The 22,717-nt window shown below is 77.2% G+C and carries 17 protein-coding genes; 10 read left to right on the forward strand and 7 right to left on the reverse strand.

Going from position 1 to position 22,717, the window contains the following annotated elements; genetic code table 11:
- Nucleotides 1–54: 54 nt before the first annotated feature.
- From AC0CYZ_RS10810 to AC0CYZ_RS10825, 4 genes are all read right to left on the reverse strand, one after another.
- Nucleotides 55–4,824 carry a cation-translocating P-type ATPase gene (locus AC0CYZ_RS10810; protein ID WP_472215102.1) on the reverse strand — a complete coding sequence of 1,590 codons (4,770 nt, stop codon included), beginning with the start codon at nt 4,822–4,824 and terminating at the stop codon, nt 55–57.
- A 267-nt stretch (nt 4,825–5,091) separates the two neighbouring features.
- Nucleotides 5,092–6,324: an FAD-dependent monooxygenase gene (locus AC0CYZ_RS10815; RefSeq protein ID WP_472215104.1), complete on the reverse strand. Its 1,233-nt coding sequence runs from the start codon at nt 6,322–6,324 to the stop codon at nt 5,092–5,094.
- A 99-nt stretch (nt 6,325–6,423) separates the two neighbouring features.
- The gene (locus tag AC0CYZ_RS10820; RefSeq protein ID WP_472215106.1) at nt 6,424–6,624 is read right to left on the reverse strand and encodes a hypothetical protein; all 201 of its coding nucleotides are present in this window, start codon (nt 6,622–6,624) and stop codon (nt 6,424–6,426) included.
- Nucleotides 6,621–7,118: a helix-turn-helix domain-containing protein gene (locus AC0CYZ_RS10825; RefSeq protein WP_472215108.1), complete on the reverse strand. Its 498-nt coding sequence runs from the start codon at nt 7,116–7,118 to the stop codon at nt 6,621–6,623. The genes AC0CYZ_RS10820 and AC0CYZ_RS10825 overlap by 4 nt, the downstream gene beginning before the upstream one ends.
- Before the next feature lie 263 nt (nt 7,119–7,381).
- On the opposite strand from AC0CYZ_RS10825, the gene AC0CYZ_RS10830 reads away from it, so the two are divergent.
- The gene (locus AC0CYZ_RS10830) at nt 7,382–8,845 is read left to right on the forward strand and encodes a serine/threonine-protein kinase (RefSeq protein WP_472215110.1); all 1,464 of its coding nucleotides are present in this window, start codon (nt 7,382–7,384) and stop codon (nt 8,843–8,845) included.
- Nucleotides 8,846–8,864: 19 nt separating this feature from the next.
- On the opposite strand, the gene AC0CYZ_RS10835 is transcribed toward AC0CYZ_RS10830, so the two are convergent.
- Nucleotides 8,865–9,581, reverse strand: coding sequence for a thermonuclease family protein (locus tag AC0CYZ_RS10835; protein ID WP_472215112.1), 717 nt, complete (start codon nt 9,579–9,581; stop codon nt 8,865–8,867).
- Nucleotides 9,582–9,893: 312 nt separating this feature from the next.
- Entirely contained in the window at nt 9,894–11,528 is a 1,635-nt protein-coding gene (locus tag AC0CYZ_RS10840) for a Na+/H+ antiporter (RefSeq protein ID WP_472215114.1), read from the reverse strand.
- 123 nt (nt 11,529–11,651) lie between these two features.
- On the opposite strand from AC0CYZ_RS10840, the gene AC0CYZ_RS10845 reads away from it, so the two are divergent.
- Complete coding sequence (locus AC0CYZ_RS10845; protein WP_472215116.1) at nt 11,652–12,185, forward strand: type II toxin-antitoxin system PemK/MazF family toxin; 534 nt, start codon at nt 11,652–11,654, stop codon at nt 12,183–12,185.
- A gap of 15 nt (nt 12,186–12,200) precedes the next feature.
- Here the strand turns inward: AC0CYZ_RS10845 and AC0CYZ_RS10850 are convergent, their stop codons facing one another.
- On the reverse strand, nt 12,201–13,193 hold the full coding sequence (locus AC0CYZ_RS10850; RefSeq protein ID WP_472215119.1) for an undecaprenyl-diphosphate phosphatase: 993 nt from the start codon (nt 13,191–13,193) through the stop codon (nt 12,201–12,203).
- A gap of 289 nt (nt 13,194–13,482) precedes the next feature.
- Between AC0CYZ_RS10850 and AC0CYZ_RS10855 the strand changes: the two genes are divergently transcribed.
- From AC0CYZ_RS10855 to AC0CYZ_RS10890, 8 genes are all read left to right on the forward strand, one after another.
- A complete protein-coding gene (locus AC0CYZ_RS10855; protein ID WP_472215121.1) occupies nt 13,483–14,133 on the forward strand; it encodes a C40 family peptidase in 651 nt (216 codons plus the stop codon).
- Between the two features lie 66 nt (nt 14,134–14,199).
- Complete coding sequence (locus AC0CYZ_RS10860; RefSeq protein ID WP_472215123.1) at nt 14,200–15,552, forward strand: hypothetical protein; 1,353 nt, start codon at nt 14,200–14,202, stop codon at nt 15,550–15,552.
- Nucleotides 15,549–16,517: a glutamate ABC transporter substrate-binding protein gene (locus AC0CYZ_RS10865; protein ID WP_472215126.1), complete on the forward strand. Its 969-nt coding sequence runs from the start codon at nt 15,549–15,551 to the stop codon at nt 16,515–16,517. The genes AC0CYZ_RS10860 and AC0CYZ_RS10865 overlap by 4 nt, the downstream gene beginning before the upstream one ends.
- A complete protein-coding gene (locus tag AC0CYZ_RS10870; protein ID WP_472215129.1) occupies nt 16,514–17,728 on the forward strand; it encodes a hypothetical protein in 1,215 nt (404 codons plus the stop codon). Before AC0CYZ_RS10865 ends, AC0CYZ_RS10870 begins: the two co-directional genes overlap by 4 nt.
- Nucleotides 17,725–19,986, forward strand: a complete 2,262-nt coding sequence (locus tag AC0CYZ_RS10875) for a tetratricopeptide repeat protein (RefSeq protein ID WP_472215131.1) — start codon at nt 17,725–17,727, stop codon at nt 19,984–19,986. The genes AC0CYZ_RS10870 and AC0CYZ_RS10875 overlap by 4 nt, the downstream gene beginning before the upstream one ends.
- Nucleotides 19,983–21,164, forward strand: coding sequence for a PP2C family protein-serine/threonine phosphatase (locus AC0CYZ_RS10880; RefSeq protein ID WP_472215133.1), 1,182 nt, complete (start codon nt 19,983–19,985; stop codon nt 21,162–21,164). Before AC0CYZ_RS10875 ends, AC0CYZ_RS10880 begins: the two co-directional genes overlap by 4 nt.
- Nucleotides 21,161–22,459, forward strand: a complete 1,299-nt coding sequence (locus tag AC0CYZ_RS10885) for a vWA domain-containing protein (protein ID WP_472215135.1) — start codon at nt 21,161–21,163, stop codon at nt 22,457–22,459. The genes AC0CYZ_RS10880 and AC0CYZ_RS10885 overlap by 4 nt, the downstream gene beginning before the upstream one ends.
- A 66-nt stretch (nt 22,460–22,525) precedes the next feature.
- Nucleotides 22,526–22,717 (forward strand): hypothetical protein (locus tag AC0CYZ_RS10890; RefSeq protein ID WP_472215137.1); only part of this gene is annotated, 192 nt, incomplete at its 3' end.

Below are 22,717 nucleotides of genomic sequence, written 5' to 3' on the forward strand. Positions count from 1 at the left end.
GTGAGTGTTCCCTGGCCACGACCTGCACAAACACCCCTGGGTGACCACCGCCACTCACCCGGTGAGCGCAGCGGTGACCTTCTCCTGCAGCTCGAGGTAACGGCGGGCGGCCTCCTCGCGCACCTCGCCCAACCGGTCCAGCACCTCGGCGACCGCCGAGCCCTCCGGCGCCAGCACGTCGCCGTACCGGGCCACCAGCTCCGGCCCGACGACCGAGGCCGCCGTCGCCGCCACGGCCGAGCCCGCCGCCTGGCCCCAGGCGATCGGCCCGAGCGGGGTGCAGCCGAAGAAGTGGCTCACCCCCGGCGTCTGGACCACCGCGACCAGGGCCCCGGCGCTGACCACGCTCGCCCCGATCACGAGCGGGCTGCGGTGCCCGCCCGCGACGACGGTCTGGCCGAGCTGGGTCCCGACGAGGGCCGCGAGCGCCACCGTGCGCGCCCGGGCCGGGCTGCCGTACGGCGTCGCCCGGGCCTGCGCCCACGCGAGGGTCGCCCCGCCGGCCGTCGCCATGGCGCGCAGCGCGATCTCCCGGTTGAGCGCGTCGCCGAGCGAGGCCTCGGGACCCTCGGCGAGCAACGAGCGCGCGTCCGAGGCCTGCGGCGCCCGGACGGCCAGCGCGAGCGACGGCGCGAGGTCGGTGAGCAGGTTGACCAGCAGCAGCTGGCGGGCGGTCAGCGGCGAGGTCCCTGTCGTGGAGGCCCCCAGCACCGTGAACCCGATCTCGCCGAGGTTCCCGCCGACGAGCACGCCGAGGGCCTCGCGCACCGAGGCCCACATCGCCCGGCCCTCGACGAGGGCGGCGAGGATCGTCTCGAGGCGGTCGTCGGTGACGACGAGGTCCGCGGCGGCCCGGGCCGCCGGGGTACCGCGCCGGCCGAGGGCGATGCCCACGTCCGCGAGCCGGATCGCGGGGGCGTCGTTGGCGCCGTCGCCGGTCATCGCGACCGTGCGCCCGAGGCGCTGGAACGCCTGGACCGCGCGGACCTTGTGCGCCGGCGTGCCGCGGGCGACGACGCGGACCTTAGGCAGGACCGCGTCGAGGGCGTCGTCGTCGAGCTCGTCCATCTCCTGGCCGGTGATGACGGTTCCGCCCTCGCCCAGGACGTCGAGCTCGGTGGCGACCGCCTCGGCGGTGCTCGGGTGGTCACCGGTGATCATGACGACCTGCACGCCCGCGTCGCGCAGGTCGCGCACCGTCGCCTGCGAGCCGGCGCGCACCGGGTCGGTGAAGCCCACGAACCCGACGAAGGTCAGGTCGGCGACCTCGTCGTCGGTCACCTCGAGCCTGGCCGCGCCGTCCGCGGTGTCCCGGTCGGGCCACGGCTGCGCCCGCTCCGCGACGGCGAGGACCCGCATCCCCTGGCCCGCGAGCAGCTCGGTGTGGTCGACGAGGCGCTGGCGGGCCTCGTCGTCGAGCGGGACGCCCGCCCAGTCGGTGCTGCGGGCGATGACGACTTCGGGTGCCCCCTTGACCGAGAGGACCCGCTGCGCCGCGCCGTCCTCGCGGGCCTCCCCCAGCGTCGCGTGGTAGCCGCGGCTGGGGTCGAAGTCCAGCGAGGCGAGCGGCCACCAGCCGGGGCGCTTGTGCTCGGGGTCGACGTCGAAGGACTGGGCACCGAAGACCACGGCCCGGTCGGTGAGGTGCGCGAGCCGCTCCCCCGCCTTCGGGCGCGGCGTGGCGCGCAGCGCGGCGGCCAGCACGCGGCGCTGGCGCTTGCGCAGGCGGTCGGTCGGTCGCAGCTTCACGCCGTCGGAGATCGCCGACAGCGCGAGCTTGCCCTCGGTGAGCGTGCCGGTCTTGTCGAAGCACAGGACGTCGACGCGGCCGACCGCCTCGATGGTCTTCGGGTTGCGGACAAGCGCGCCCTCGGTCGACAGGCGCCGCGCGGAGGCGAGCTGGGCGGCCGAGACGATGAACGGCAGGCCCTCGGGCACCGACGCCACCGCGAGGCTGACCCCGGCGTGGAGGTTCTGCTGCATCGGCAGCCCGCGCACCGCCCCGGCGCCGACGACGGCGGCCGCGGAGGCCAGCGCGAGCGGCGTCGTCACCTTGGTGATGCCCGAGAGGCGGGTGTCGACGCCCGCGACCGGGGCGTTGGCCCGGGCGGCGGCCGTCGAGCGCCCGACCTCGGTGGACGAGCCGGTGGCGACGACGACGGCGCGGCCGCGGCCGGTCGCGACGGTGGTCCCCTCGTAGAGCATCGAGCGGCGGTCCGCGACGGAGCGCGCGATGACCGGCGCCGGCGCCTTGGGCACCGGCAGCGACTCGCCGGTCAGCGAGGACTCGTCGAGCTCGAGCGCGTCGGCGCGCAGCACGCGGCAGTCGGCGGGCACGACGTCGTCCGGGCCGAGCTCGACCACGTCGCCGACGACGACGTCGTCCGCGGTCACCGTCGTCGGCACCCCGTCGCGCAGCACGCGGGCCCGCGTCGAGGAGCGCTCCAGCAGGCCGGCGACGGCGCGGTCGGTCACCACGCGCTGCACCCCGCCGATCAGCGCGGAGGCGGCGGTGACCCCGACGACGATGGCCGCGTCGACCACTGCGCCGATCGCGGCGGAGAGCACGGCGCCGCCGGCGAGCACCGGGGTCAGCGGGTTGTTCAGCTCGTCGAGGAAGGCCCGGCCCAGCGAGGGCGACGCCTCGGCGTCCGCGGCCGGGTCCTCCTGGCGGCGCCGGGCGACCTCGGCGCTCGAGAGGCCGCGCTCGGAGGTGTCCAGGCGCGTCAGCACGGTCTCGGCGGGCATGACGTGCCACGGGGTGCGGGACACGCCCGGGACGAGGGTCTTGCGGCCGAGCTCGGAGGCCGACCACGCGCCGGCGCCCAGCGCCACGCCCGCGGCGCCGTTGACGGCGAGCCCGGCCAGCGACGGACCGCGGGGCGCGGTGCCCGCGGTGGCCATCGCGGCGCCGAGGACGGTGCCGGCGCGGGCGAGCGCGACCGAGCGGCCGGTGGCCGCCTTGGCGACCTTGACGCCCTCGATGAGCAGCGCCGCCGTCGTGAGGTCGTCCCCGACGAGCACGTGCGCGCCCCAGGCGGGGGTGCCGTCGGCGCGCGCGACGCCGACCCCGAGGTCGGCGGCCGCCAGCGCGCGGCGCTCGCGGGACACGACGAGCACGCCCGCGCCCTCGGTCTGCAGCATGCGCACGGCGCGGGCCAGCCCGTCGCCGCCGGGGACCTCGCGGTCGACGGTGCGGCGGGTGGCCGGGACCGAGGTGTCGGCCCCGGGCAGCGACACGGCGTCGCCGGCGTCCCCGTCCTCCCTGTCGGCGTGCTGTCCTTGATTCCCGGCGCCCTCGACGAGGCGCTCCGGGCGCGGCGCCACGGCCGTGAGCTCGTCGGTCCCGACGACCAGGGTGAGCCCGGCGCGGCGGGCGGCCGCCCCCAGGGCCTCGGCCGCGGCGGCGGGCTCGGGCAGCGCGCCGACGACGGCGACGAGGGCCGTGTCCGGCCCCTCCGGGTGGCCGTGGGACAGGCCCAGCACGACCGTCGCGCCCTCGGCGCGCAGCTCGTCGACGGCCTCGGCGACCCCGGGCTCGTCCTCCCGGCCGGGCGCGAGGGGCGCCAGCCGCCAGCCGGTCCCGTGCTCGGCCTCGGCCGTGGCGTCCGACGGGTCGAACAGTTCGTGCACCAGCGGGGTCAGCGACTCGACGCTCACCGGGGAGCCGTCGGGCGCGGTCAAGCCCTCGCCGTCGACCAGCACCAGGTCGCCGAGCATCAGTGCGCCCGTGGTGAGCGCGGACGCGTCGAGCACCACGGTGTCGATGCGGTCCATCCGGCGCAGGACGGTCGGTTCGACGATCACCGCGCCGCGCCGGGAGAGCACCCGCCCGAACGTCGTCGCGAAGCCCTCGCGGCCCATCCGACCGGCCTTCGGCAACGTCGCGAGCGCGACCCCGATCGCCCGGCGCGGGCCGGCGACGGCCGCCGTCAGCCCGAAGCCGGAGAGGGCGGCGGGCCCGACGTAGTCGCCGTGGCGCTCGATCGGCCCCTCGGGGAAGGGCACCGGGCGGGCGTCGAGCGCGAGCCCGTCCTCGGCGCTGGAGATGACCTGCTCCGGGGTGCCCATCAGCCGCGGTTCGGCGCGGGCGAAGGCGTCGTGCGCGGCGCGGGACTCGGCGATCTGCATGGCGCGGTACGCGGCGTCGACGAGCAGGCCGGTCGCGCCCTGACCGAGGCCCTGCCCGGCGGCGTTGGTCAGCGCGAGCAGCACGTCGGCGCGCTGGCGGCCCAGGGCGCGCTCCACCGCCGCCCGCAGGCGGGGCTGGTGGTCGACGAAGGACGCGGCCGACGCGTACTCCACCGGCAGCGGGGTGCGGCGCAGCACCGAGCCGATGCCGGCGAACCCGAGGCCCGCGAGGTCGGCGGCGAAGGCGGTGACGGCCCGGGAGACCGCGGTGCCCGCAGGCCCGGACGCGGGGTGCCGGTCCCCCGGCGCGTCCTGCTGCTCCTGCTCCTCGAGCAGCTCGACGAGGTCGATGAGGTCGTCGGTGATCTCGTCCGCGCCGGAGCCTCCGGGCTCGCCTCCCTCGCCGTCGGCGAGGGCGACCACGACGACGCCCAGCGCGGCGTTGACCGCCGCCCAGTCCACCGCCGGGTGGGCCGCGAGCGCCTTCTCGATGGCGCGCAGCAGCTCGGCGCCGGACTCCCGCGCCGTGGCGGGCACCCCGATGTGGACCCGTTCCTCGCCCCGCCACACGTGCCGGCCCCGGTAACGCGCGGGGTCGAGCGCGTCGACGGCCGCCCGCGCGAGGCCGAACGGATCGGCGATCCGGCTCAGCAGCGAACGCCGGGGGCGGGTGGTCTCGTCAGCGGGCCTCATGGGGGGTGGTTCTCGTCCTTTCCGAGCACGAACGCGGTCGACCGTCACCGGCGGGCGCGACGGTGCGCCGTCCCCCGTGCACGGGCCGGAGGGCGTCGCGTGGGGCGACGCTCGTCTCTCCTACCCGCGGGCATCGGATGGGCCAGAATACGTCGCGCCCTCCATGCCCGATCGAGCGACAGCCTACGGAGCGACGTCGACCCCTGGGCCGGACGAGCGGTGACCGGGGGATGAACGTCGTGCTGGAGAACCCGTTCGGGGCGCCGGCTACGCCCGCGCGCGCGAGACGGTCCGGAGGAGGCGGGCCACCCGTTCCCGCGACGCGGCCCGCAGCGCGGCCTGGCGCACGGCGGCGACCACGCGGTTGCCGGGGAGGAAGAAGTGCCGGGCGCGCCGCGCCGCGGTCCGCGCGACGTCCGTGCCCGGGCGTCGCTCGGCCTCCCAGGCCCGCAGCGCGACGGGGACGTCCGGGGCCGCGCCGTCGACGAGGGCGAGGTGGCGCCCGAGGCTCTCCCCGCCCGCGAGCGCGAGGGCGGAGCCGTGCCCGGAGTACAGCGTCGGGCACCACGCCGCGTCGCCGAGGAGCACCACGCGCCCACGGCTCCAGCGCTCGAGGTGGATCTGGCCGACGGTGTCGGCGTGGGTGGTGCCCGCGTGCGCGACGAGGTCGAGGATCTCGGGCATCAGCCCGTCGAAGTCGCCGTAGACCGCCCGGAGCGCGGCGACGGCGTCGGTCGTGGGCGCGGAGCCGCGGGCCTGCGGGAGGTCGGCGCGGTAGGTGAAGAAGACGACGGGGTCGTGGCCGGCCATCGCCATGAGGTGGGCGCTGCGACCCGGCTCCACCAGCACCACGTAGTCGCCCTGGACGAGTTCCCCGGGCAGCCGCGGGAGGACCGCGGAGACCACGACGTGGTCGAAGTCGTGGCGGAAGTCCTCCTCCGGCCCGAAGACGAGGTCACGCACCGTCGAGCGCACCCCGTCGGCGCCGACGACGAGGTCGAAGCGCTCGGTGCGCGCGACGCCGTCGTGCTCCGTCGTCACCGTGCCGTGGGCGGGCGAGACCGCGCGGGGCTGCGTCGCGAACCGCACGTCGACCGCCGCCGGGAGGCCGGCCCAGAGCGCCGCCTCGAGGTCGCCGCGCACGAGGGCGAGGCCCTCACCGTCGTCGACGAGCCCCGCCTCGACCCGCGAGGTGGTGCGGCCGCGGCCGTCGACGCCGGTGATGAGGCCGTTCGCGGGCAGGCGGCTGCGCAGGGACTCGTCGACCCCGAGCCGGGTGGCCGCCTCGACGCCCTCCGGGGCCAGCCGCACGAAGTACCCGCCGGTCCGCCGCGCCACCGCGCGCTCGCACACCGTGACCCGCCAGCCCGCGCGGTGCAGGGAGCTCGCCGCGGCCAGGCCGGCGATCCCGGCACCGACGACGAGTGCCCGCGGCCCGGCCGTGCGTGGGGCCGGCTCCGATCCACGTCCGGTTCGTGCCCGATCGTCCAGAGTGGTCACGATGACGAGAGTAGGCGCGTCCGCGTGGGAGCGCCGTGCGCGTGCCACGGCCCCCGGACGCCGGAGCGTGCGGGGGCCGTTCGGACGGTGCGGGAGGCCTCAGATGCGGGCGGGCTCCCAGCGGACGAACGAGCGACAGTCGCACTGGGCGCAGTCCTCGGCGACCGTGTAGTGCTCGTGGGCCTCGCGGGGGTGCTTGCAGGTGCAGAGGTCGACGAGCGGGATCCGGGCCAGTGCGGGCGGCATCGGGCGGCGGGGCATGACCGGGCGGTGGATGCGGGTGGGGTCGATGAGCTTCATGGTGAGGTGATGTCCGTGGTGGTCGCAGGGGTGGTCGACGAACATGCGGCGGCCGGGACCGGCCCGGTACCGCGGCGGAGCCCGGACGCCCGGTGGGCGCGTTCGGGCGACCCGGACCGAGCGGTGGGCTCGGTGCGGGCCTTCACTGCCTCGGCCGACTCCCGCCGCACCCGGGCGAGGTCCCGCCGGGTGCGCTCGAGATCGGCCAGGGCGAGGTCGCGCTCGTGCGTGACCTCGTCCACCCGGTCCTCCAGGGAGACGACCTTCCAGGCCGCGGTGAGGGTGAACCCCTCGTCGAAGAGCGCACGCACCCTGGCGGCGAGGGCCAGTTGCCGGCGCGTCCAGCGCCGGTGTCCGCCCGCCGATCGCGTCGGCCGGACCATCTGACCCGCGTCCAGGCTGCGGAGGAACGCCGGTTGCACCCCGATGACGTCCGCGGCCTGACCAGTGGTCAGGGCGGGTACGTCCTCGTCGTCGAGGCCCTCGGCGCCCACAGCTTCGTCGCGTCCTTGCGGTCGTTCCCGGGAGTCCCGGGACTGCTCGTATCAATGTGGACCGCGCGCGGCCCATCGCCGGGCGGCCCGTGCCAAAGTTCTACTCGCGACTGCAAGTTCTGTCAACGATCCAGAGACCCGGCGCACGCCTCGATCGGGGGCGACCCGTCTCACATCATCGAGCGATCCTCGTGTGCAATTGGGCCGGACGGGGGAATCCGGTGCCAGACTGCACCGTGGAGAGGTAGGGGGGTGGACCCGGCATGACTCCGACTGGCATCCCGGCGCTGCCGGACCGCCTCGCCGAGCGGTACGAGGTGGGCCCGGTCATCGGGCGCGGCGTCGGTTCCTCGGTGTTCCGCGCCCACGACACACTGCTCGGCCGCGACGCCGCGGTGAAGACGTTCCGGGTCGAGACCGACGCCCGCGCCCGCCGCGAGCTGACGCTCCTCGCGAGCATGGACCACCCCGGCCTCGTCCCGGTGTACGACGTCGACGAGCACGACGGCCGCGCCTTCGTCGTCATGGCGCTGCTCGACGGCGGGTCCCTGGCGGACCGCCTGGACGAGCACGCGGCGGAGTCCGGCGGCCTCGCCCTCACCGAGGCGCTGCGCACCGCCGCGACGGTCGCCGGCGCCCTGGACCACGTCCACCGCGCCGGTGTGCTGCACCGCGACGTCACCCCGGCCAACGTGCTCTACGACGTCGACGGTCGCGCGCACCTCTCCGACTTCGGCGTCGCCTTCGTGGCCGACGCCCCCCGCATCACCGACACCGGCCTCACCGTGGGTGCGGCGCCCTACCTCGCGCCCGAGCAGGTGCGCGGCGAGCCCGCCGGGGCGCCCGCCGACGTCTACGCCCTGGGCCTCGTGCTCATCGAGGCGCTCACCGGGCGTCGGGCCTTCCCCGGGGCCCCGCTCTCGGCGGCCCAGGCCCGTCTCGACCGCGAGCCCACGGTGCCTGCCGACCTGCCCCGCGCGCTCGCCGACCTGATCGCCGCGATGACACGGGACGACCCGGCCGTACGTCCCGGGGCGGCCGAGGTCTCGGTCGCGCTGCGCCAGGCCCTTGTCGACGCGGAGCCGCTCGCGAGGCCCTCGGTGCTCACCGACCCCGCCGTGACGGCGTCCGGTCCCGCCGCCCGGACCGGGACACCCCTCGCGCTCTGGACCTCGGCGCGCGACCGCCTCTCTCCCACCCGCCGTCGCGGCACGCCGCGGGCGACCGGGACCCGGGGTGTCCTCGTGCTCGCCGGCCTCGCCGCGAGCGCGGTGCTCGCCGGGACCGTCGCGATCGCCACGTCCGGACCGGTCGCGCAGATCGCCGACTCCGCCCGGCCGGCCGCGATCGTCCCGGGCGGCGCGACCGTGGGTGCCCCGGACCCGAACGCCGCGGTGCTCGCGCTGCCGCCGCTCGCACCGCCCCCACCGAGCGCGGCCGTCGCGCCCACCTCGGACCCGGGCGACGACGCACCCGCGGTGCGGGCGACGACCGCCCGCCCCGCGCCGGCCCCGGTCCGCGCGGCCGCCCCGACGCGGGAGACCTCGACGTCGCGGCCCACGACGAAGCACACCGAGCCCACCCGCACGACCAGCCCGACGAAGGACACCGACGAGGACGACGACACCGGCTCCTCGTCCTCGACGCCGCGGCCCGAGGGCCCGGTCGGCGGGGTGCTGCACGGGGTCGGGGGCCTGGTGGACGGCGTGCTCGGCGGCGGAGGCTGAGCTCGGATCCCGGCGGGCGTCAGCTCCCGGCCGGCAGCGGACGGCCCGGAGTCGCCCGGCACGGCGGGCCCCACAGCCCGCGCTTCGCGTCGACGGCCTCGGACTGCTCGCGCGCGAAGACCGGCGCGTACCAGAGCTTGCGGTCGGTGTCGGCGGTGACGACGCCCGCGAGCAGCGCCGCGTCGGTGTAGCTGAGCTGGCTGGGCAGCACCACGTAGGCCAGCCGCCGGCCGTGGTCGTCGACCTCGGGCACGGTCGGGTCCGGCACGAGCGTCACCGTCTGCCCGGACAGGCGCTCGTCGGCGAAGCGGAGCGCGGCGTTGGCGCCGCACTGGGCGGTCGCGCGCTCGGGCCCCGCGGACTGCGGCGCGCTGATCCCCAGGATCGCCACGGTCTGCTCGGCCCCGTCGACCCGGACCATGACCTCGTCCCCGGTGTCCACGCGGACGACGTCGGCGAGCACCGTGGGGTGTGACGCCGCCGGGGCGGCCGACACCGGCGAGGTGCTCGCCGCCGGCGTGGCCTTCACCGGCACCGTGCCCGGACCCGGCGCGGTGACCCGGCCGACCACCAGCCCGAGGGCGAGCAGCACCACCCCGGCCAGCACCGCCAGCAGCAGCGGGAGGCGCGCACGCCAGGCGCCGACGGGCACGGCGTGGTGTGTCCCGGTGGTCGGACCGGTCGGGCGCGGGCCGGTGACCGGGCCGTCGAACTGCCCACCCGCGTGGGTGCCCATCGTGCGCGCCTCCACCTCTCCGGTCCGAGGTCGGTCTGGACCCAGCGTCCGCGCGCTCAATCATCTCGGTTCGCGGCCGCACGGGTGGTCATGGGTGGTGAACGGGTGACCCGGGCAACCCCGGGCCGTGAAGAAGCTGATCAACGAGCAGGCGGACGTCGTACGCGAGGCCCTGGAGGGCGTGGCGCGCGCGACGACGCGCGCGGCGCTCGTCGAAGGGACGACCGTACTGGTACGGACGGACCTGCCCGACGACCACGTCGCGGTGATCGCCGGCGGGGGCGTCCGGGGCTCGGCGTCGATCACCGCGGCTCAGAGCCCCCGGGCCAGGCTCCTGACGTCGAGGCGGCGCAGGACCCGATCGGCGACCTCCGGGTCGGTGCCGGGCTCGGAGCGGGCGGCCACGACCTCGCGCCGGGCCGCCGCGAGGGCGACCGCCTGCAGCCTCCCCCACTGCTCTCGGCGGCGCTTGAGGCGGGCGAGCCGCTCGCGGTAGTCGTCGTCGCGGTCGTCGTCGGCGTCCTGCGGGCGCGGGACGTCGTCGCCGGAGAGCGCCGTCCCCATCCGCGCGAACCGGGCGCGCAGCTCGTCGAGCACCTGCTCGCCCTGCTCGTCGTCGACGCCGAGGGCGGCCCGGTCCACCGAGGCCAGCTCGTCGAGCGCCGCGCGCCGGGCCCGGGACGCCATCCGGCGCTCGGCCTCCCCGGCCGCGTCGGCGTCCTCCCGGAGCCCGAGCACGCGGATCAGCACCGGCAGCGTCACCCCCGGCCCGACCAGGGTCACGACGAGCACCGAGCAGGCCACGATCACGAGCTCGGCGCGGTCGGGGAACGGCGCGCCGGTGTCCAGGGTCGTCGGGATGGCGAGCGCCAGCGCGAGCGTCGCGAGCCCCCGCATCCCGGCCCACCCGAGCACCAGCGCCTCGGCGGGCGTCGCCGGCACCGCTCGCGCGGCGGGGGTGGCCCGGCCGCGCCGCACACTCACGAGGGCCAGCCCCATCCACAGCAGGCGCACGCCGACCACGACCCCGCAGACGATCCCGGCGTGCGCGAGGATCGTGCCGAGGGAGCGGTCGGCCTGGCCGATGACGCTGCGCAGCTCGAGCCCGATCAGCGCGAACGCCACCCCCGTCACCAGCATCTCGACGACGTTCCAGAACGCCGCGCCGGTGAGGCGCGCCTCGGACGCGTCGGCGTCGGAGTGCTGGCGCAGCTGCAGGGCCGCGACGACGACCGCGATCACCCCCGAGGCGTGCAGCGCGTCCGCGGCGAGGTACACCGCGAACGGCAGCACGAGGGTCAGGCCGCTGCCGGCGACGACGTCGGTGAGCCGGTCGAGGACCCGGCGCGCGAGCCACGCCGCGACGAGCCCGATCGCGATGGCCACCGCGGCGCCGTAGAGGAAGCCCAGGGTCAGCCCGAGCGCACCGAGGTCGTTGCCCGCGACGGCGGCCGCGACCGCCGTCTGGAAGATCACCAGCGCCGTCGCGTCGTTGAACAGCCCCTCGCTCTGCAGCGTCGCCATGAGCCGCCGCGGCACGCGCAGCGGGCCGGCGACCGCCTCGACGGCGACCGGGTCCGGCGGCGCGACGGCCGCCCCGATCGCGAGCGCCGCGGCCACCCCGATGCCGGTGAGCGCGACGAGCGTGCCCGCCACGGCGGCGACGGTGGCGAGGACGAGCCCGACCGCGAGGAACGCGATCGTGCGCCAGCGCAGCCGGAAGAGGGCCCACGAGGTGCGCTGGGCGGTGGCGTAGAGCAGCGGGGGCAGGAAGAGCGGCAGGATCAGGTCCGGCTCGATGTCCGGCGCCTCGATGCCCGGCACGAAGGCGGCGCCGGCGCCGAGGAGCAGGAGCAGCACCGGCCAGGGCAGGCGCAGGCGGTCACCGGCGCCCGCGAACAGCACCGCCGCCAGCATCGCGCCGACGACGACGAGGAGCACGGCCACCGGACGACCCTGCCAGACCGGATGCCCGCGTGATCCGCCCCGGGCGGTGATCGGGTCGCCCCGGGCGCGGCCCCGCGCCGGGCCGTCGGGGGGCGGGTCGGGCCACAGGGCATGCTGCACCGCGTGCCGAACTTCGGGGACTTCCTCAACCGCGCCGTGCAGGTCGGGCTCGACCTGCTGAACTCCTCGGGCAAGGACGACGGGCGCCGGCAGCAGGCGGGTCCGCCGCCCCCGGGCCCCGGCGGGGACGGGCGCGGGGTCCGCACGGTGCCCTCGTCCGAGCGGGCCCGCGAGATCACCTACGCCCCCGACCTCGACGGGGCCGCCGACCCGGGCGAGATCGTCTGGACCTGGGTGCCCTTCGAGGAGGACGCCTCGCAGGGCAAGGACCGGCCGGTGCTCGTCGTCGCGCGGGCCGCCGAGACCGGCGAGCTGCTCGGGCTGATGCTCTCCTCGCAGGGCCACCGCGCGGACGACGCGAACTGGGTCCCGATCGGCTCCGGGCCCTGGGACCGCGAGGGCCGCGAGTCCTACGTGCGGCTCGACCGCGTGCTCGAGGTGCCCGAGCACGGCATCCGGCGCGAGGGCGCGGTCGTCCCGCGGGACCGGTTCGACGCGGTGGCGGGCGAGTTGCGCGGGTCCTACGGCTGGCGGTGAGCCCGTCCCCGACGCTCAGGCGACGGTGAACCACGCCAGGCAGGCCACGCCGGCGACGATGCAGTACACCCCGAACGGCCGCATCGACCGGTGCTCGAAGTAGCGGGTCAGGAACCGGACGGAGAGATAGGCGCCGACCCCCGACAGCACGCTGCCCAGCAGCACCGGGCCGCGGATGCCGTCGCCGGCCGGGCCCGCGAGGTCGCCGACCTTGAGCACGCCCGCCGCGAGGATGACCGGCGTCGCGAGCAGGAACGCGAAGCGCGCCGCGTCCTCGTGGGAGAGCTTGGCGAGCAGGCCGGCGCCGATCGTGGCGCCCGAGCGGCTGATCCCGGGGAGCAGCGCGAGGATCTGCGTGGCGCCGATGAGCACGGCCGTGAGCAGCGGGAGCGTGGCCACCCGGGCATCGGAGCGCTCCTCCGCGGTGCGCACCGTGGCCAGGCCCACCCCCGCGCCGCCCGGCATCACCTCGGTCGGCGCGTCGAGGCGGACGGTGGGGGCCTCGAGGGCGTCGCGGTCGGGCCCCGCGTGCGCCCCGGCGACCGACCGGCGGCGGGTCAGCCCTTCGACGACGAGGAGCAGCACCCCGTTGAGCACCAGGAAGATCGCCGTCGGCACCGGCTTGGCGAGCAGCGTCCGGAAGAGGTGGTCGAGCACGAGCCCGGCGAGCCCGACGGGGATCGTCGCCAGCACCAGCAGCCAGGCGAGCCGCTGGTCGGCGGTCTCGACGCGCCGGTCCCGGACGCTGGTGCCCAGCCCGCGCAGGATCCGGACCCAGTCGCGCCAGAAGTAGACGATCATGGCGAGGGCCGTCGCGACGTGCAGGCCCACGATGAAGGCCAGGTAGGGCGACCCGGGCGCGGACACGTCGAGATCGCGCGCCCAGGAACCGCCGATCACGGCGGGCACCAGGATGGAATGGCCCAGACTGGACACCGGGAACAATTCGGCGACGCCCTGCAGCGCGCCGATCACGGCGGCCTCGAGCCAACTCAGATGTGCCGACACCGGGGGTCCTCTCGTTCGCGATCCGTCCACCCACGCATCGGGAGTCGAGGCTAACCACGCCTCACCGCGCTCTCCGGGACCGGGCGTACCCCCGGTCGCCGCCGGTCAGCGGTCTGCGCCGAATTCGCAAAGGCCCGGTCAAACGGGGGGTTCCGTCCGGGAAAAGGGGGCGGGTCGGACGTGCCGGAGCGAGAAAGGTTGCTAATGTGCGCCGGTCGGATCACGACCCGGTCACGCTCCCCAGCGCTCCCCCGACCGGGCCGCCCGGAGAAGAAGGTGACCCCGCACCATGACCGCTGCCTACGGACCCACCGGCGCCGCGCTCCCACGGAGCGTCAACCCCCTGGCCGCCAACCCGGTCACGACCGTCCTCGGCCTCGCCGCCGGCGCGGTCGGCGCGGCGGTCGTCGGGACCCAGGCGGCGCAGGGCGACCTGCCCGACCTGCCCTCCGCCGCGACCGTGACCGCCGACCTGCACCTCACCGCCGGCGCCAGCCCGGCGAGCGCCTCCTCCGCGCGGGCCGCCGTGACGCCGGTGAGCGCCGAGCCCACCTCGGCCGCGGCCACCGTGCCCGAGCTGACGAAGGCCGCGGGCCGGGCGCACCAGCAGCAGAAGATCGAGTCCGCGGTCGACCGCTTCGAGTCGAAGATCGGCTCCACGCAGTACGAGAACTGGTGCGAGCGGGCCGTCGAGAACGCGTTCGGCACCCAGGGGCACTACGCGAGCGCGATCCAGGACTGGGAGTCCCAGGACCAGCACTCGGACTGGCAGCACGCCCCCCGCGGCGCCATGGTCTTCTACGACACCTCCTCCGACGGCCACGTGGCGCTCTCCCTCGGCGACGGCCGCGTCGTCTCCTCGAGCGCCCACCACCAGGTCGGCATCGTCCCGGTCGGCTACTTCCAGCACCCGCTGGGCTGGGCGTACGCCCCGTACTGATCATCCGCCCCGCCGTCGGACCCCTCGGATAGGGTGATCGCCTCCACCCAGGGAGGGGGGCCGACGGTGACCACCAGTGCTCCCACGCGTCCGTCCGCCCCGGACGACGCCCCCGGACGGCCGCCGTGGCGCCGCCGGATGGCCGAGCTGCGGGAGCTCGGACGGGGCTCGCGCGTCGGGCGGCTCGCGAGTCTCGCCGCGGCCACCCTCGCGCTGGTCCTGCTCGCCGGGGTCCTCGCGCTGGTGGCCACGCTGCGCACGCAGGCTGCGAGCGAGGACGTCGTCACCCGCAGCGCCCCGCTGACCGCGGCGACCCAGGAGCTCTACCGGGCCCTCTCCGACGCCGACGCGAGCGCCGGCCAGGGCTTCCTGCTCGGCGCCGCGGAGCCGGACTCGCTGCGGCTGCGCTACCAGACCGACCTCGCCGCGGCGGGGCGCGCGCTCGCCGTCGTCGGCTCCTCGTCGGGGCAGGACGCGGTCGCCGGCCCCGTCACGACGCTCACCACGGGGGTGCCGGTCTACGCCGGGCTGGTCGAGACCGCCCGCACGGCCGACCGGCAGGGCCTCACCTACGGGGCCGCGTACCTGCGCGAGGCGTCCTCGTTCCTGCGCACCACCCTGCTCCCCGCGGCCCAGGAGGCCTACGACGCGCAGGCGGCCGCCCTCGCGGACGACCAGGCGGTGGCCGACGGTGGGACCCCGGGGGTGCTCGCGCTGGTCGCCGTCGTCGCCGCGCTCGTGGCGATCTGGGTGCTGCACCGGCGCATCGCGCGCACGACGAAGCGGCGGCTGACGCCGGGCGTCGCGCTGGCCGGCGGCGCGGTCGGGCTGCTGCTGGTCTGGGGGGTGATCGCGCTCGGGCTCTGCGCCGTGTTCACCGCCTCGGCCCGCGACGACGGGTCGGAGCCGAACCGCGAGCTGGTCGCGGCCCGCTTCGCGGTCCTGCAGTCGCGCAGCGACGAGGTGCTCACCCTCGTCGCGCGGTCGGCCGGCGGCGACTACGAACAGGACTACGTGCGCCGCAGCATCGGGCTCTACGGCTGGCAGGGCCTGCTCGACCGCGCCCGGGACGCGGCGGGGCCGGGGTCGGTCGCGGACGACGCGACGACCGCCGCGACCGTCGGTCGCCGCGGCATCGTCGCGCACGAGCTGGTGCGCAGCCTCGACGTCTCCGGCGACTACGACGAGGCCGTGGCGCTCGCGCTGTCGACCGCCCCCGACGGCGGGCAGGGCTCGGTCCAGCAGGTCCAGGACGCGCTCGACCACGCCGTCACGACGACGGCCGAGACCGCCGCCGCCGACGCCGCGGCCGCGGACACCGCGACGACCCTGCTCGCCGTCGGGGTCGTGCTGCTCACCCTCGTGGCCGCCGGCGGCCTCGTCGCCGGGGTGTGGCCCCGGCTGCAGGAGTACCGGTGAGGACGCGGGCCGCGCTGGTGGCGGTCGTGCTGGTGACACTGCTCGCGGGATGCGCGCGGGCGGCCCCGGCGGCCCCCGTCGAGCCGGTGCGCCCGGTGCCCGCCGGCGCCACGGTCGTCACCGGCGCCCCGCCCGCGGTGACCGACGCGAGCTGCGGCGACCCGCGGGTGAGCGCCACCCCGACGCCCGAGCCGCCGCCCGGCGCGATGCCCGCCGGCTCGACGATGGCCCGGATCGCGGCCCGCGGCGCGCTGATCGTCGGGATCGACCAGAGCACGGTCCCGCTGAGCTACCGCGATCCCCGCTCCGGCGTGCTGACCGGACTCGACGTGCGGTTCGCCCAGGAGATGGCCCGCGCGATCTTCGGCGACCCGAACCGGGTCCGCTTCCGCATCGAGAGCTCCGCGCAGCGCATCCCGAACCTGCTCGCCGGCAACGTGGACCTCGTCGTCCAGGCGATGACGGTGACGTGCGCGCGCAAGCGGCAGATCGGGATGTCGTCGGTGTACTACGAGGCCGCGCAGCGCATCGCGGTCCCGGCGGTCTCCCCCGTCACGAGCATCGCCGAGCTCGGCGGGCGCCCGGTCTGTTCGATCACCGGCACGACGTCGATCGCGACGCTGCAGGCCGCCCGCGGGACGAACGGGCAGGCCCCCGTGGTCGTCGGGGTGCCGGAGAACTCCGACTGCCTCGTGATGCTCCAGCAGGGTCAGGTCGACGCCGCCACCACCGACGACACGATCCTCGCCGGGTTCGCCCTGGAGGACCGCCGCCTCGCGGTCCGGGGCGCCCCGCTGGCCTCGGAGCCCTACGGGATCGGCGTGGCACCGCAGAACACCGACCTGCTGCGCTTCGTCAACGCCGTCCTCGACCGGACGAAGGCCGACGGGACGTGGGCCGCGATCGTCGCCGCGACGTTCGGGGGCACGCCGTCCCCGCCGCCCGCCGGGCAGTACGCAGGATGAGCACCGTGATCCCCGACCGCGCCGGCCTCGACGCCGAACTGGACGCCGCCCGGGAGGCGGTCGCCCGGGCGTCGTCGTCGCTCGTCGACCTCGAGGGCCACCCCGGCTACGGCCTGCTGCGCCCCGGCGGGTTCACCGGGGTGTCGGCGCGGCGGCGGGACGAGACGCTCGCGACGGTGGCCGAGCTGCACCGCGACCTCGCGCTCTACCGCCGCGCGGTGGCCGCCGCCGCCGACGCCCGCGGTGCCCGGGGCCGACCCTCGGGCGACGAGCTCGCCGCGGCGTACGAGGCGCTGCACGGCGAGTCGGTCACGGTCACCGAGGAGGTGGTGCCGCTGCAGCGCCGGGGCCTGCTCGGGCCGACCTCCGAGGTGACCCGGACCAGCGCGGACGCCCTGCTCGCGCGGATGACGGCGGCGTTCGACGCCGCCACGCGGGTGGTCGCGGACGTCGCCGCGGTGTGGGAGGCCGTCGCCGCCCAGCTCGGGCCGGCCGACCGGGCGCTCGACGCGCTGCGGGCCGAGGCGACGGCGCTGCCGGAGGCCACGGCCGACGTGGCCCGGTGGTCGGAGCGCCTCGAGGCGCTGCGCGCGACGGTCCTCACCGATCCGCTGGCGCACACCGGGACGACGACGCCCGTGCCCGCCGCGGCGCTCGCGGAGATCGACGCGGGGCTGGCCGAGGCCCGGGCGGCGCTCCGGGAGGCCCGCGCGCTGCGCGCCGGGCTCGACGAGCGGGTGGCCGCGCTGACCGCGCGCGTCGACGCCCTGGTCACCGTGGAGTCCGCCGCCGAGGCGGTCGCGGGCGAGGTCGCGCGTCTCGTCGTCGCGGTGCCCGGCCTGCCGACGCCGCGCCGCCGCGCCCCCGGGCTGCGCGCCGCGGTCCGGGACGCCCACGCCGCGGCGCGGGCCGGGCGCTGGGACGAGGCCTCGGCGGGGTTCGCCGCAGCGTCGGAGGACCTCGACGCCGCGACCGCGCAGGCCGAGGCGGACCGGGCCGTGCTCGGCGGGCTGCTCGACCGGCGCGCCGAGCTGCGGGGCCGCCTCGGGGCGCTGCGCGCGAAGGCGGGGGCGCGCGGGCGCAGCGAGGACCTCGCGCTCGACGCGTTGCACACCCGCGCGCGGGACCTGCTCTGGAGCGCGCCCTGCGACCTCGCGGCGGCGACCGTCGCGGTCCGGGCGTACCAACGGGGCCTGGAGGAGGGGACGTGACGGCCTGCACCCGTCCCGGCTGCGACGGCGAGATCGAGGACGACGGCTTCTGCGACACCTGCGGGCGCGCGCCCGAGGCGGTGCCGCCGGTGGCGAAGGCCCCGGCTGCGATGCCCCCCGCCGCGCCGGCGCCGGCGGCGGTGGGCGAGCCCGCCACGGCGGGCGGGCCGGCCACCGCGGCCACGAGCGGTCCCGGGTCCGCCGGGGCCGGCTCGGGCGCCACCGCGTCGGGGCGCACCGCCTCGGCCCGCACCGGCTCCGGGCGCACCCGGTCCGGCTCCACCCGGCGACGGATCGGGGCGGGCCTCGTCGAGATCGCGCCCGAACCGGCGGCCGACCCCGCCGAGGCGGTGATGGCCGAGGCCGTCGTGCCGGAGTCGAGCCGGTACTGCGCGGTGTGCGACGCCCCCGTCGGCCGCGGGCGCGACGACCGGCCGGGACGCACCGAGGGGTTCTGCCCCCAGTGCGGCACCCGGTTCTCGTTCACCCCGACGCTGCGCTCGGGCGACCTCGTCGCGGGCCAGTACGAGGTCCTCGGCGCCCTCGCCCACGGCGGCCTGGGCTGGGTCTACCTGGCCCGCGACCGCAAGGTCCGCGACCGCTGGGTGGTGCTCAAGGGGCTGCTCAACACCGGGGACGCCGCCGCGCTCGCCGCCGCCGACGCCGAGCAGGGCTTCCTCGCCCAGCTCGTCCACCCGCGCATCGTGCGGATCTACAACGTGGTGGCCGGCGACGACGGCTCGACGTACATCGTCATGGAGTACATCGGCGGACGTTCGCTCAAGGCGATGCGCGGCCCGCGCGAGCCGATGCCGCCCGAGCAGGCACTGGCCTACGTGCTGGAGGTCCTGCCTGCGCTCTCCCACATGCACGAGCGCGGGCTGCTCTACTGCGACTTCAAGCCCGACAACGTGGTGCAGACCGGCACCGACGTCACCCTGATCGACCTCGGCGCGGTTCGGCGGATGGACGACCCGGGCGGCGACGTGTGGGGCACCGTCGGCTACCAGGCCCCGGAGATCTCCCCCGACGGCGTCGGCCCGTCGGTGGCCTCCGACGTCTACACCGTGGGCCGGACGCTCGCCGTGCTGGTCGCGACCTTCGACTTCCACCGCTCGATGCGCGACCGGCTCCCCGGCCCGCACGACGCACCCGCGCTCGCCCACGAACCGCTGCGGCGCCTGCTGGCCCGGGCCACCGACCACGACCCCACGCGGCGCTTCGTCTCCATCGACGAGATGGCCGACCAGATGATCGGGGTCCTCCGCCGGCTGACCGCGCGCCGGACGACACCCCCGCCGCGGTTGTCCACGATGTTCGCGGCGCCGTCGGTGTCGGCGGGGATCACCGCGCCGGTCACCCCGGAGGAGCTGGCGGCCGCGATGCCCGCCCCGCGGCCCGACCCCGACGACCCGGCGACCCCGGAACTCGTCGCCGCGGCCGCGCAGGGGCCGCGGGCGGTGCTCGCCGCGGTGTCGGGCGAGGACGCACCGGACAGCGACCAGGCCCGGCTGTCCGCCGTCGTCGCCCACCTCGACGCGGGCGACCCCGAGGCCGCCGGCCGGGCCCTCGAGGCGCACGCCCTGCCCGGTGAGTGGACCTGGACGTGGCTGCGGGCCCGGCACGCGGCCGCCACCGGCGACGCGGACACCGCCGCGGCGCTCGTCGACGAGGTCGCCGACGCCCTGCCCGGCGAGCCCGCGCCGGAGTTCGCGCTCGCGGCGCTCGGCGAGTACCGGGCCGCGCGCGACGGCACGCCCGCCGACCCCGCCGTCGAGGAGCGCTTCGCCGACCTCTGGCGCACCGACCGCAGCTGGACCGGGGCCGCGTTCGCCCTCGCCCGGCTGCGCACCGCGGCCGGGGACCGGACGGGCGCCGTCGCGGTGCTCGACGAGGTCCCGGCGAGCTCGGTGCACGCCGCGGACGCCCGCGTCGCCGCCGTCCGCGTGCTCCTCGGCTCGCGCGACGACGGGCGTCTGACACGCTCGACGGTCATGGAGGCGGGTGAGCGGGCCGAGGCGACCGATCTCGACGCGCTGCGCGCCGCCGAACTGCAGACCGAGGTGCTCGAGGCCGCCCGCGGGCTGGACGACCGCGACGCCGGGGGCCGGCTCTTCGGCTGCCCCCTCGACGACCGCGGGCTCGGCCTCGGGATCGAGGAGCGCTACCGCCTGCGCGCCCGGTTCGCCCGCTCCCCCGCGGAGCGGTTCGCCCTGGTCGACGCCGCCAACGACGCCCGCCCCTGGACCGCCCGATGAGCCCCGGCCCCACCACGGCGACCGACGGCGCGGTGTGCGACACGTGCGGCGAGCGCGGCGAGCCCGGTGACCGGTTCTGCGAGGGGTGCGGGGCCTCGCTGCCCGCGACCGAGGGCCCGCCGCCGCCCGCCCGGGAGGACACGCACGCGCGGCCGATCACGGCACGCACGGCGGCACCCGGGTCGGCCTCGGAGCACCCCGACGCCGACGGAGCCGGGCCCGAGCGGGCCGCCGACGGCGACGGGCACGACGGCGACGGGCACGACGGCGACCGGCACGACGGCACCGGACCGGACCCCCGCGGCCCCCGCGCCGAGGACGACGCCGACGGGCTGGGCTACGACCCCGACGACCGCGACCACGCCGAGCGCGCGGTCCGGGGCGCGGCCGCGGTCACCGACGTCGGCCGGGTCCGGCCCGCCAACGAGGACGCCTTCGGGCTCGTCCGGCTCCCGCTGACCGGCAGCGACCGCGAGATCGTGGTCGGGGTGGTGTGCGACGGGGTCGGCTCGGTGCGGGGCAGCGCGGCGGCCTCGGCGGTGGCCTGCACGACGGTGCTCGCGACCGCCCGCGACGCGGTGGCGCACCCCGACCCGGCCGACCCGGACCTCGCCGACACCGGCGGCATCGACGTCACCGAGCTCGCGTACACCTGCGCCGAGGCCGCGGTCGAGGCGGTCACCGGGCTCGCCCGGCCCGGCCACGACAACCCCGCGTGCACCTACGTCACGGCCATGGTCGTCGGCGACGTGCTCGTGGTGTCGTGGATCGGCGACAGCCGCGCCTACTGGCTGGTCCCCGACGAGCCCGACTCCTCGTGCGTGCTCACCACCGACGACTCGTGGGCGGCCGAGGCGGTCGCGGTCGGCCTGCTCGGACCGGAGGCGGCCTACTCCGACCCCCGGGCCCACGCCATCACCCGCTGGGTGGCCGCCGACGGGCCGCCCGGCCCGGCCCACGTCGTCGCCCACGCCGCCGACCGGCCCGGCGTCCTGCTGATCTGCAGCGACGGACTGTGGAACCACATCCCCCACCCGGCCGACCTCGCCCGCCTGGTGCATTCCGACGGGCCGCCCGCGACGGCCCGGGCCATGCTGGAGGCGGCGCTGAACGACGGCGGCACCGACAACACCACCCTCGTCGTCGTGGACGTCGCCCCGGAGGGGAGCCCCGCATGACCACCCCCGCGCCGTCGTTCACCGTCGAGACGTTCCACAACGAGTACCTGCCCGAGGGGGGCGGCGAGGTCGACGCGATCGTGTCGGTCACCGCGGCCGGCCTCGGCACCGCGACGACGAGCACCGACGCGGCCGAGGTCATCGTCATCGACTGCTCGGGCTCCATGGGCGACCCGGCGGCCAAGATCGCCGCGGCCCGGCGCGCCACCCGCGCCGCGATCGAGGCGCTTCCCGACGGCGTGGTCTTCGCGGTGGTGGCCGGCCGGCACGACGCCCGGATGGTGTTCCCGCAGTCCGAGCGCATGGTGGTGCTCGACCGGATCACCCGCCGGCAGGCGCGCGCCGCCGTCGACGGCCTCTCCCCCAGCGGCGGCACGGCGATCGGCACCTGGCTCCGGCTCGCCGAGCGGCTGCTCGCCCCGCACCCGCGCCGCCTGCGGCACGCCGTGCTGCTCACCGACGGCCGCGACGAGCACGAGACGCCGGAGGACCTCGCGGCGGCGCTGGACGTCTGCGACGGGGCGTTCACCTGCGACGCCCGCGGGATCGGCACCGACTGGGTGGTCGACGAGGTCCGCGGGATCGCCTCGCGCCTGCTCGGCACCGCCGACATCGTGGCCGAGCCCGAGAACCTCGCCGCGGACTTCGAGGGCATCGTCGGGCGGGCGATGGGCAAGGGCGCCGGCGACGTGGCGCTGCGGGTGTGGACACCACGCGGCGCGACGGTGCGGGCGGTCAAGCAGGTGTCGCCCGCCGTCGAGGACCTCACCGACCGGCGGACGCACGACCCGGCGAAGCCGCTGATCGGCCTCTACCCGACCGGCGCGTGGGGCGACGAGACCCGCGAGTACCACGTGCGCGTGACCCTGGACCCGCTCGCGACCGGCGAGGAGATCCTGGCGGCGCGGGTCGGCGTCGTGGCGCCCTCGCTCTCGGACTCCCCCCTCGGCGAGACCCGGGTCCGCGTCACCTGGACGCCCGACTCGGCGCTGTCGACCCGCCTGAACAACCGCGTCGCGCACTACACCGGGCAGGCCGAGCTCGCCGAGGCGATCCAGGAGGGTCTCGACGCCCGGCGCAGCGGCGACGTGCGCACGGCCACCGCGCGGCTCGGGCGGGCGGTCGCGCTGGCCGCCGAGTCGGGCAACGAGGAGACCTCGGCGCTGCTGGAGCGGGTCGTCGAGGTGGAGGACCCGGCGACGGGCCGGGTGCGGCTGCGGCGGGAGGTCACCGCCGCCGACGAGATGACCCTGGACGTGCGCTCCACCCGGACCGCCCGGGTCCGGGAGGGCTGAGCCGACGATGAGCACCGTGCGGTGCCGCCACGGCCACGAGTCCGAGACCCCCGACTTCTGCGACGAGTGCGGCGTGCCCATCGACGGCACGCCGGCCGGCAGCGCGCCCGCGCCGTCGCCGGGATCCGGGGCGTCGAGCGGGGCCTCGAGCGGGTCGGGTGCGTCGGCGCCCGCCCGGCCCTCACCGACCGGCGGACGCACGACCCGGCGAAGCCGCTGATCGGCCTCTACCCGACCGGCGCGTGGGGCGACGAGACC

The sequence above is a fragment of the Actinomycetospora sp. genome (assembly GCF_055612215.1).